We start from the raw sequence: 12,597 nt of genomic DNA, 5'->3' as shown, positions 1-12,597 counted from the left end.
GTCTTGTCCCTAATAAAAGAGTACTGCTTTATTGTTTATGCCCGGGCGCTGCGCGCCCGGGTCATTTATTGCACGTGCTATCAGGTAATGATGTGTTGCTGGTTCACAAGCTCGTCGTAGGTGGTCTGAACGTTATCAAGCGTAACGAGCGTAGATTTAGTGTAGGCGGCTCCCGTGCCGTCACGGTCGATGGAGATCACAGTATTGCCACCGCTTTGTGAAACAGAGACATAGTTCCCAAGCGTCGACGCGCTACCGTTCCAGCCCACCAGCAGATCGCCAATGTCGATCTTGTCTCCCTGCGCCAGGGAGAAGTTCGTCCAGTGGTCACCGCCAGCGCTGGTGATGTTGCCCCCCGTTGCGTTACCCGCCGTATTGTTCAACACCTGATAAATCAGCGTGTCGCCATAGGCCGTGCCGCTGATGAGATCGTTATGCTCCGAACTGACAAATTTCGGCGCCATGTTGATGGTCAGCGACGCAGTATCCTTACTACCGTTGGCATCGGTCAGGGTGTAGTTAAAGACCTCCTTGCTGGTAATGGTAGAGAACGATATCCCCGGGTTGAGCGTGTAGGTGTAGCTGCCGTCTGCGGCAATCGCCAGCGTGCCGTAGTGGCCCGTAATGTTCACCTGCGTGCTGCCGGTGTACGGATCCAGCGTGGTGGTCACGCCGTCGTAGCCGGTAATGCTGAGGCGGGTATCCACCGAGTGCAGCTGGTCCATCGCGCCCGCGGAGCCGGTGCCGTCGAAGATATTGCCGTCAACGGTGTGGGTGCCCGTGGCGTCGAACTGCGACAGCGAGTAGTTGGTGCCGGTAACGCTTGGGGTAACGGTGATATTCCCCACCCCCAGCGGCCCCATTTTGCCGGTATAGTTCAGCGTGTAGGTTCCCGCCTCCAGATCGAGTCCCGTCAGGTTGATGGTCGCCCTGCCGCCCAGCAGCAGCCCGCCGTTGAACGAGCCGGATCGGATGGTGGTGGTGCCGTTGGTCAGCGTCCAGTCCACCGTTAACCCGGTAAGCGTCAGCAGCGAGGCGACGTTAAACGACAGCACCACGTTATGCAGCGCGGTATTAGGATCCACCACGAAGGTACCGGTGCCGGTACCCTGCGTTGAGGTAAGCAGCGCGGCGTTCCAGCTCGCCGAGCCGACGGTGGTATCCGAGTAGGCGGCGGTGCGGTGTACCGAGTTCACGTCCATCGCCGTGCTGACATCGTTTACCGCGTCCATTGGCCGCGCGGTTGGGGTGATGTTCAGCGATGCCGTGTCTTTCGAGCCGTTCGGCGCGGTGATGGTATAAACGAAGGTATCCGGCGTGCTGATGCTGTCAGCACCGACCCCGCTCTTCAGGGTGTAGGTGTACTCCCCGGCCGCGTTGATCCGCAGCGTACCGTACTCGCCGGTAATCTCCGTCAGACCATTGCCGTTCACCGTCACGCCGTTAACGTCGGAGACCACGGTACCCGCCGGTGCGATATCGTCGGACAGCACATCTCCGGTGGTGGACTCGCTCACGCTTGCCACGCTGTAGACATGATCCTGCAAGACGTTCAGCGTGTAGGCCGTCAGCGCGGTGATCCCCGCCGCCGTATTCAGCAGGAACAGGTACTCGCCGGCGGGCAGGTTCAGCGTCAGCTGCGGCGAGGTGCCGCCCAGCAGCGGCGCGCGCAGCCAGCCCGGTTCAACGCGCATCTGCTCGAAGGTCTGCGTCGCATTGTTGAACTTATAGATGTAGAGGTCGAACACCGAGGCCAGCGCCACGCCGCCCACGGAGGCCTGAACCGTCATGGTGCGGGTGGTGCCTTCTTCCACGTTATAGATGATCGGGTTGGCCAGATCGTCCAGTAGGTTCAGCCCCAGCGTATTGCCAAGGTTAATGCCCACCAGGGTAAAGCCGCCCTGCGACGACGGACCGTTGTTAATGGCCTCAACGGTCGTGTCGAAGGTCAGCGAGGCGGTATCGTCCACGGCCACGATCCCGCTGCTGGTGGCGCCTTCGCCCAGCGACAGAACCAGATTTGCCGAGGCGCTGGTGCCGTTGTGGGTGATGGTGTAGGTAAAGCTCTCCGTGCGGCCAATGACCGAGGCGCTGGTATTGGTCAGGTTATAGGTATAGCTGCCGTCCAGGTTGATGGTCAGCGTGCCGTACTGTCCCTGAATCACCGTGCCGTCAGCCGTAACGCTGGTGGTGGTGCCCTGGGCGTTGGTGACCGCGGTGACGGTGGTGCCCGCCGGGGCGTTGTCGCTGCCTGCGGTCGGGTCAACGTCGGTGATCACGTTACCCGCAAGGCTGGTGTCGCCGGACACGGTACCCGCGCTGGTCTCTTTCACCGCCACGTCGAGGCTGGTGTAGGAGCCGGTTGCCAGCAGGTTGGTGTTGTAGCTCAGGACGCGATACTGGCCATTCGCCAGGCCGGTCAGGTTGAGCGACACTCCCGCCGCGCCGAGGGTCAACAGGTCAGCGAACTGCGGCTGTCCGGTATCCACCACGGTGGTCCAGGTATTGTTGACGGCGTCAAAGCGCTGCACCACCAGCTCAAGGGTGTTGAGCAGGGAGAGCACGGCACCCGTGGCGTTGGCGTTCACGGCAATATCCGCCGTGCCGCCGCTGCCGACGGTGAAACCTACCTGCGCGGTGTCGTTGCCGAGCAGCGTCAGCACGTTACCCACGGCGCCCACCAGCAGGAAACCGTAGTCGCTGTACTGCGAGTTGGTCACCGTGGCGGTGGTCGTCAGCGCAAGCTCCTCAGCGTTGGTGCTGGCCGACAGCGGCACCACCGGCGCAAGGGCTGAGCCAGGCAGCGAGACGTTGCCTGCCGCATCGGTAGCGGTGATTTGCAGCGTCTGGCCTTCCGTCTGTTTATTGAGGAAGGTGTAGCTCCAGCTGCCGTTGCTGTCCGCCGTGGCGGTGACCGTTGAATTATCCGCCAGGCGGATGGTGACGGTGCTGCCCGCTTCGGCGCTGCCGGTCAGTACGCTGCCGTCTGCGTTGAAGGTCCCTGTTGGGGCCGTTGGCGCAGTGAGATCGACAATCACGGTCGTCGGCGTGGAAATCGGGCTGGTGCCCGAGCCGTTGCTCGCCGTGGCGGTGAAGGCATGCGGGCCTTCACTCAGTACCGGCGTGGTGAAGCTCCAGTTGCCGCTGGCATTCGCGGTGACCGTGCCCATCAGCACCCCGTTGTTATACAGGGTGATGGTCGCGTTCGGCTGCGCCGTACCGCTCAGGGTTGGCGTGGTGTCATCGGTGGTTTTTCCGTTGGTCAGGTTGCCCGTCACCGTCCCGACGTTATCGTCGATGGTGGCGATAACCGGCGCGTTCGGGATCGCCGTGACTGGAGCAATCACGGAGGTGGTGATACCCGCGTTACCGGCCTTATCGGTAGCAAAGACGATCAGGGATTCCCCGGCGGTCTGCGCAGGGGTGATGGTGGCGCTAAAGTTCCCGCTACCGTCAGCGACGGCCGTTCCAAGAACGGTTCCGGTGCTGCTGGTGATGGTGACGGTGCTTCCCGCTTCCGCCGTACCGGTCACCTGCGTACCGTTGGTGATCACCGCCAGGCCCGCCGGGGCTGGTGGCGGCGTCAGGTCAACGTTAATCGTGATAATCGGTGATGCCACGCTGGTATTGCCCGCGGCGTCGGTGGCGATGGCGGTGAAGTTATGCGCGCCTTCCGTCAGCGTGGTGCTGGTTTGCGGCAGCGTCCAGTTGCCGTTGGCATCCGCGGTGACCGTACCCACCAGCGTCGTGCCGTCGAAAATACGTACGGTGGAATTGGCTTCCGCCGTGCCGCTTAACGTTGGGCGAGTATCGTTGGTTGGGTTGGTGCCGGTGACAGGGCCGGTGACGGTTCCCACATCATCCACAATCGAGGTGATGGCCGGCGCGACAGGGGCGGTGGCATCCACATTGATGGTGTAGCCGCCGGTCTGCGCGCTGGCGTTGCCCACGGCGTCGGTGGCGGAGAAGGTCAGATTGTGCGGCCCGTCAGCCAGCGGGGTAGACGGCGTAAAGCTCCACGCGCCGCCGGTGGCGACAGCGGTGCCAATCTGTACCCCATTATCAAAGATGGTGATCGTCGCGCCGGCTTCTGCCGTACCGGTGAGCGTTGGTCGGGCATCATTGGTTAACCCGCCGTTGGCGACAGGCGTCGCAGCGTTACCGACGTCATCGGTGATGCTGGTCAGCACCGGCAGCGCTGGCGGCGTGGTATCAATGGTCAGGCTGAAGTCGCCGGATGGCGCGCTGGTGTTGCCCGCCTGATCCGTGGCTTCTGCCGTAAAGGTATGCGGCCCGTTGTCCAGCGGCACAGTGATATCGATGGTCCAGTTGCCGTTGGCATCGGCAGTACCGGTGCCCACCAGCGTGTTGCCCTCATAGATATTCACGGTTGCCAGCGGCTCGCTGGTCCCCACCAGACGCGGGAGAGGATCGTTGGTGGTCTGGCCGGAACCGATCGCCCCGGTGATGGTGCCAACATCGTCAATCGCCTGCGTGATAACGGGCGCGACAGGCACGGTCGTATCCACAACCAGCGTGAAGCCCGGTGAGGCAGGGCTGACGTTGCCCGCGGCGTCGGTTGCCGTGGCGGTCCAGGTGTGGCTGCCGTTTGCCAGCGTGCCGGGGGTGAAGCTCCATACGCCGTTGGCATCCGCCACGGCGGTGCCCACCTGCTGACCATTCTCATAAATGGTGATGGTCGCGTTGGCCGCCGCGGTGCCGTTCAGCGTTGGCGTGGTATCGTCTGTGCTTTGCCCCGAAGCGATCGGGCCCAGTACGGTGCCAACGTTATCGGTGGCTGGCGTAAAGACCGGTGCAACGGGTACCGACGTATCCACCGTCAGGTTGAACGGCGGCGAGGTGTCGCCGGTATTGCCTGCGGCGTCGGTGGCGTTGAAGGTAATGGTGTGTGGCCCTTCACTCAGCGCGGTGGTCGGCGTGAAGCTCCAGGTACCCTGGGCGTTGACGACCGCCGTGCCAATTTCCACGTCATCAACAATAACGTGTACCGTTGCGCCCACTTCCCCCGTACCGTTGAAGGTTGGACGGGTGTCGTTGGTGGCCCCGTTGCTGGCGAGGGTTCCCGTTCCCGGGCCCACGTCGTCTATCACCGTCGTGACGACCGGAGCCGCAGGGCCAGCGGTATCCACCGTAAAGGCGAACACTGGGGAGTTGGCGGAGACGTTTCCGACGTCATCGCTGGCGTTAACGCGCAGATTATACGTCCCGTCCGTCAGGACCGGATCTGGCGTAAAGGTCCAGTTGCCGCTGCTGTCGACCGTGGTGGTACCAATCTCCACGCCGTTATTCAGCACGTGAATGGTGGTGCCCGCCTGGCCGGTGCCGCTAAGGGTTGGCGTGGTGTCATTGGTGACCTGCCCGGCGGTAAGCGGGCCGGTTACGCCACCCGGGGCGTTATCGCTGACCGAATCGATCGTCGGCACCTGTGGCGCCGTCAGATCGATATTGACGCTCCAGACGCCGGACGGCTGGCTAACGTTGCCCTGCGGATCCGTCGCTCTGACGGTAAAGTCATGCGTCCCTTCGCCGAGGGCGGTTTCCGGGGTAAAGGTCCAGGCGCCGGTACTGTCTGCTGCTACGGTACCAATCTGCGTGGTGCCATCAAATATGGCGACGACGCTGTTCGGCTCTGCGGTGCCGGTCAGGGTTGGCGTGGTGTCGTTGGTCGGATCGCCGCTTGGTACAGGCGTTGCGGCATTGCCTGCGTTATCCGTCACGCTGGTTATCACCGGCGTGGTGGAGACGGTATCGACAACGATGGTGATCCCTGCCGATGGGGTGCTTTCATTCCCTGCCGGGTCGGTGGCGGTGACGGTCAGGGTGTGACTGCCGTCATCCAGCGCAGGCGGCGTATAGCTCCAGGTGCCGGTTGGCCCGACGAGAACGGTGCCCAGCGGGTCGCCGTTATTGTAAATCGTAATGGTGTCCCCAGCCGTGCCTGTCCCGGTGAGGGTAGGACGATTGTCGTTGGTGCTCTGCCCGTCGGCGATAGGGCCAGTAACCGGACCCACATCATCGGTCACCGCACCGATGGCTGGCGCTGTCGGGGCGGTGAGGTCGACGGTGACGGTCGCGATTGGCGACTGCCCGCTGGTCTCGCCGGTGGTGGTATTCGTGGCGGTCACGGCAAAGGTATGTGGCCCTTCCGTCAGCGGCAGGAGCGGCGTGTAGCTCCAGTTGCCGTTGGTATCCGCAACGACAGTGGTCACCGGAAGCAGCGATCCATCCTGATAAATGGCGATCACGCTGCCCGGATCGGCGGTGCCGGTAAGGGTAGGCGTGGTGTCATTGGTGGTTTTATCTTTCACGTCGCCCGTGACGGGATCGACGTCATCGTTGATTGCCGTAATCACCGGTACCGCAGGCAGATCGAGCGTGGACTCCGGCACGTCAAAGGTGGTTGACGGGCTGGCGTTTCCTGCTGCGTCTGTGGCGATCAGCGTCAGCGTGGTGGCATCCAGCTGGGCCGGCGAGAGGGCGATGGTGAAGGTACCTCCCGTCGCAACGCCGGTTCCGATGATATTGCCGTTGGCGTCACGTACCGTCACGGTGGTGCCATCTTCCGCCGTACCGGTTAGCGGCGTACCCTGCTCGGCGATGTCGATATTCGTTGGCGTTGCAGGCGGCAGCGTATCCACCGTCACGCTGAGATCGCCGGAGCTGACGGAGGTATTCCCCGCGGCATCACTCGCGGCGACCGAGAAGGTGTGCGGCCCTTCCGCAAGCGCAGGGTCGGCGGTCCAGGTCCATGTCCCGTTCGGCTGAACCACCACCACGACCGGAGAGGCGACGCCGTCAACGGTGACCGTTACGTTCGAACCCGGCTCGCCGATCCCGGTAAGGGTTGGGGTGCCGTCACGGGTGTAAAGCACGCTGTTCGCCAGCTGGCTGTCAGAGACGGCGTCAATTTGCGGCACGGTTGGCGTCTGGGTATCGACCGTCACGCTAAAGACCGGGCTGACCGGGCTGAGATTACCCGCATCGTCCACCGCGGCAACGGTGATGTTCAGCGGGCCATCGGTTTGCGTCGGCAGGGTGTAGGACCATTGACCGTTGACGACATCAACGCGATCCACTTCCACGCCGTTGTTGTAGATGATCACCGTTTCGCCGGTGGTGCCGGTGCCGCTCAGGGTTGGCGTAGTGTCGTTAGTAGACCCGCCGTTCTGCGCGCCAGCGATGTCGCTGATGACCGGGGTAATCGGGTCAAGGGTATCTACCGTTATCGTGATACCGGCTGATGGCAAAGATTCATTGCCGGATTCATCGGTGGCGGTCGCCGTGTATTCGTGCGTTCCTTCGCCGATGTTGCTCTCCGGACGCCAGGTCCAGTTGCCGTTACCGTCTACCGTAACGCTGCCTACGGCCTGCGGCGCGCCTGTACCCACCTGGTCATAGATGGTAATGACGTCGTTTGGCGTACCGGTGCCGCTCAGTACCGGACGCGGATCGTTGGTGGATCCGCCATCGGCCACCGGACCGGTGATCTGGCTCACGCTGTCCGTCACCACCGGAACACCCGGCGCGGCAGGGGCGTCGCTGTCAATGGTAATGGTCACCGGCGTGGACGGCGCGCTTTCGTTCCCGGCGCTGTCCTGGTTGGTCACCGTCAGGGAGAGATCGTAGGTGCCGTCAGGCAGCGGGGTAGTTGGTGTCCAGGTCCAGTTGCCGTCGCCGTCGATCTCGGCTTCACCAATTTTGGTGGCGCCATCGTAAATGTTCACGGTATCCCCCGGCGTGCCCGAGCCGCTCAGGGTTGGCGTGGTATCGCGGGTAGTCTCCCCCGGATTCAGGGCAGTACCCGGCGTGCCGCCGTCCGGGTTGACGGTAATGTCAGGAATATCCGGCGTTGCAGGCGCGGTCGTGTCGATCGCCAGCTCAAACGGTGGCGAGATGGTGGTGTTACCCGCCTCATCCGTGGCGTGGACCGTCAGCGAATGTGGACCCTCCGTCAGCGGCGTGGTTGGCGTAAAGCTCCAGCCGCCGCTGCCGTCGAGCACGGCCGTGCCGAGCAGGGTGGTGCCGTCATAGATAGTGATGGTGGTGCCTGCCGGTGCGGTACCCTGCAACTGCGGCAGCGTATCGTCGGTAGTATCCCCGCTGTTAAGCGGAACCTGTACTGGACCAATATTATCGGAGACGGTGTCAATGGTGGCCGCCAGTGGCGGAGTCGTATCGACGGTAAAGGTAAAGCCGCCAGAAGGCGCGCTGGTATTACCTGCCGCATCGCTCGCAACGACGGTGAAGGTATGCTGGCCGTTCACTAATGGCGTGGCAGGCGTAAAGGTCCACGCGCCGGCGCTGTTAACGAGGGCAGTACCAATATCCTGCCCATCCAGACGGATCGTTACGGTGGTTCCCGGCTCGCCGGTACCGTTCACGGTAGGGAGCGTGTCGTTAGTGATGCCATCGCTGTCCAGCGCCCCCGTAGTGCCCGGTACGTCATCAACGACCTGCGTAATGGCCGGGGCGCCCGGAACGGCGGTATCCACCGTGATGCTCCAGGTGTTCGATGTCCCGCTGAGGTTGTTGTCGGCATCAACCGCGGTCGCCGTCAGCACGTGCCCGCCGTCCGGCAGCGCGGTAGCCAGCGTGATGGACCACTGGCCGTCAGGCCCAACCGTACCGGTGCCAATGACGGTAGTGCCGCTGTAAAGGGTGATGGTGGTGCCTGGCTCGCCCGTTCCGTTGATGGTTGGCGTGCTGTCGTTGGTGAGACCGTTCTGGCTGACGGGGCCGGTATCGCCTGGCGCATCGTCCACCACGCCGGTGATGACCGGGGTTTGCGCTGCGGTGATGTCCGGCGCGTCAAACGGCGCGGTCGGGCCGGTGTTGCCGGCGGTATCGGTGGCATCGGCGGTCAGGGCTTCGCCGTTGGCTTTCGGCGGGATCAGATCAACGCTGAAATTACCCTGATCGTCGGCAACCGCTTCCCCGACCTTCACGCCATTTTCACGAATGGTCACGGTGCTGCCCGGCTCGGCTGTACCGGTCACCGTGGTGCCGTCGGCAGAGATAACCACATTTTCCGGCGCCTGCGGCGGCGTGCTGTCTGGCGCGTCGGCAAAGCCGGACGGACTGGTGTTGCCGCTGCCGTCGGTAGCCGTCACTTCAAGGGCCTCGCCGTTGGTCTGGGCTGGCGAAATCGGGATAGTGAAGGTGCCATCCGGGCCGGCGGTGGCCTGGCCGATGGTCGTACCGTCTGGCGCTTTAATGATAATCGTGCTGTTTGGCTCGGCGGTTCCGCTGACGCTTGCCCCGTCTTCTGCCACCACAAGGTTACCCGGTGCGGCAGGCGGGGTGATATCCGCGGCGTTAACCAGCGCCGGTGAACTCTGGTTGCCTGCGGCATCGGAGGCGACCACGGAGATGATCTCGCCGTTCACTTGTGCAGGGTTCAGGTTGGCGACGTAGTTGCCGTTGCTGTCGGCAGTGGCGGTCCCGATTTGCACCCCGGCGTTGTTGGTAATGACAATTTTACTGCCCGGCTCGGCGGTACCGGTGATTTGCGTGCCTGTGGAGTTGAGCGTCGCCTCCGGCATGTCTGGCGGCGTAAGATCGACGGTGAAGTTGATCGGCTCAGACAGGCCGCTTTGGTTGCCTGCCGCATCGGTTTCGCGCAGGGTAATTGAGTGTGCACCCTCTGCCAGCGGCGTTGTCGGCGTGATGCTCCAGGTACCGTTCGGCAGAACGGTGGTGCTGCCAATCGCAACGCCGTTATCGTAAACCGTAATCGTGCTGCCCGGCTCTCCTCGGCCCGTCAGCCGCGGCTGCGACTCGTCGGTAACCTGTCCGGCGGTAATCGCGCCTTTCAGTCCTCCGGTATCGTCGTTAACGATAAATCCTGTTGGTGTAGGCGGGGTGGTGACATCCACCGTTACGGTAAAGGCCGGCGAGGCCGGACCGGTGTTACCGGCGACGTCGGTGGCGCGTACGGTAAGCTGGTGGCTGCCTTCGCTCAGGTTTACCGACGGCGTAAAGCTCCAGCTTCCGTTGCTGCCCACAACCGCAGTGCCAATGGCAATGCCGTTGTCATAGATGGTGACCGTAGAGCCCGCTTCCGCCGTGCCGGTGAGCTGCGGGCGCGGATCGTTCGTGGTGCTTCCGCTTCCGAGCGTGCCGGTATTGGGCGCAACGTCATCGGTTATGCTGACGATCGCCGGGGCACCCGGCGCGACCGTATCCACCACGAAAGTCACCGCCGTGGACGCCGGGCTGGTATTGCCTGCGGCATCGGTCGCGGTGGTGGTAATAGCGTGGTTTCCTTCAGACAGGTTGGTCGACGGGGTAAAGCTCCATTTACCGCTGGCATCGGCCGTGGCGGTACCGATCGGCTTGCCGTTGTCATAGAAGGTAATGACGGTGCCAGCTTCGCTGATGCCGCTGAACGTCGGGCGTGCATCGTCCGTGCGCTGTCCGTTGCTCATCGGGCCCGCGTCGGTGCCCACGTTATCACTGACGGTGACAATCTGCGGCGCATCCGGCGCGGTGAGATCCGGTGCCGTGACCTGACCGCCCTGGCTGGTATTGCCGGACGGATCGGTGGCGGTGGCGGTGATCTGCTCCCCGTTGGTGAGCGGCGTACCGAGATCGATAATGAAATTACCGTCGCTGCCCGCCTTGCCCGTGCCGATGGTGTTGCCATTGGCATCTTTCAGGGACACGGTGCTGCCCGGCTCAGCCGTACCGGTCACGGTTTTGCCGTCAGGTGAAACTTCCAGATTAGCAGGAGCATCCGGCGCGGTGAGATCCGGCGCCGTGACCTGACCGCCCTGGCTGGTGTTGCCGGACGGATCGGTGGCGGTGGCGGTGATCTGCTCCCCATTGGTGAGCGGTGTACCCAGATCGATAGTGAATTTACCGTCGCTGCCGGCCTTGCCCGTGCCGATGGTGTTGCCGTAGGCATCTTTCAGGGTCACGGTGCTGCCCGGCTCAGCCGTACCGGTCACGGTTTTGCCGTCAGGTGAAACTTCCAGATTAGCAGGTGCATCCGGCGCGGTGAGATCCGGCGCCGTGACCTGGCCGCCCTGGCTGGTGTTGCCGGACGGATCGGTGGCGGTGGCGGTGATCTGCTCCCCATTGGTGAGCGGTGTACCCAGATCGATAGTGAATTTACCGTCGCTGCCGACCTTGCCCGTTCCGATGGTGTTGCCATTGGCATCTTTCAGGGTAATCGTGCTGCCCGGCTCAGCCGTACCGGTTACGGTTTTTCCGTCAGGTGAGACCTGAAGATTGGTGGGGGCATTCGGAGGCGTAGTATCAGGTTCGGAAGGATTTCCCGGATTGCCAGGATTCGGGTTGTTGTTATCGTCATCTCCGCCCCCTCCACCGCCGGTTCCCGCCGCGATGGCAATCCCACCTGCGACGGCCAGGCCACCCAGCACCCAGGGCCACGCTGCGGCGCCGCCGGCATCGCTCCCTGACGCCGCCAGTAATGCATCGGTGGAGGCGATGGATTCATAGGTCGCGGCACCGGTTGGATCTTCAATCCACCACAGCGCGCCGTCACTCTCCTCAAGTACCAGCTGGCTTACGCCCTGCGCATCAGTGACGTAGAAATTCTTCAGGGTAATCACTTCGCCCGAGTTGAGGGTGATCACCAGATCGTTTCCGCTGCGGGAGTAACCTGCGATGTCGGCACGATCCACGTTAAGCTTAACGACAGATGAGTGATCGAGTGTTATCTGTGTCCCTTCCGTGGTCGTTTCCACGCCAGTTAATTTAGATATAACAGATATTTGGCTCATACAGTTATTACTCCAGCAGAGTTATTGGTTACGGCGTGTCAAACAAGGCCATCGTTTCTGAAGGGATGAGCGCGCTCCCGGTGAAAATACTGTTTAAAAAACAGAATTTACCGTCACTTTCTTTAGCGCGACCGATGCCCGCCAGGATTAAAAGTGGCAACCTCAGGGCAAAGCTAATTATTTAGTCAGGAAACTGTTGTTTATTTATATATTTGCGATTTATAAGCCTTATTATTTGTGCAGGTATTGATTTATTTCGTTATGAAAATGATATAGCTATAAATGTCTGAATATGCAAATTAAGCGTTCGTAAACCCAGCGCGGTTATTGCAGGGGAAATTAATTGATAGCATGAATATATTTCGTTCGCTACAAGGGCGCGTGGAGAAAGGGTTTTGGCGTAAAAGGTGCAACCCTTAAAACGGGGCTGGCAGGGCGATAATAATAATTAAAATGTGCGATATATATATAATTTTGGTTAGGTTTAATTACTGCTTAATTGCGGTTTAAGTTAGGGTAAATTATCTGGTGTATGATATATTTAAAATTATCTCATTTATAAAATATATTTTTATAGGGCCTTTAATTTCTGCTACTCAAAAAATAAAGTGATTTCTTCTCATGTTTAATAAATAAATGGCCACAAATGTGGCCTTTCAGAAGTAACCGGGTTTAGCCGAAAGAAATTAGGCCGATTTCCACGAGGGCGGCTAATGTCAAAAGAATAAAGAGGATAACGACCATTGGTCTGTGCATTTTTACGGTTCCATCCTTGTGTAAAGTCCTGCCCATCGTGTCCTTTGTCATTTTCCATGGTAACGCTGTGCTG

At 61.2% G+C, this 12,597-nt stretch carries 1 protein-coding gene; it reads right to left on the bottom strand.

The annotated features are described in order from the left end of the window. Positions 1 to 80: 80 nt before the first annotated feature. The gene (locus tag IM300_RS00785) at positions 81 to 11,768 is read right to left on the bottom strand and encodes a BapA/Bap/LapF family large adhesin (RefSeq protein WP_193034860.1); all 11,688 of its coding nucleotides are present in this window, start codon (positions 11,766 to 11,768) and stop codon (positions 81 to 83) included. Positions 11,769 to 12,597: the final 829 nt, after the last annotated feature.

Origin of the sequence: Enterobacter cloacae complex sp. I2 (assembly GCF_014896205.1) — a bacterium.
Classification (GTDB): domain Bacteria; phylum Pseudomonadota; class Gammaproteobacteria; order Enterobacterales; family Enterobacteriaceae; genus Enterobacter; species Enterobacter quasihormaechei.
Note: the sequence above shows the minus strand (reverse complement) of the source record. Positions and strands in the feature narration are given on the sequence as shown.

Bases quoted from the DNA above. Each gene is read 5' to 3' on its own strand.
- IM300_RS00785 (WP_193034860.1), bottom strand. From the start codon at position 11,768: ATGAGCCAAATATCTGTTATATCTAAATTAACTGGCGTGGAAACGACC.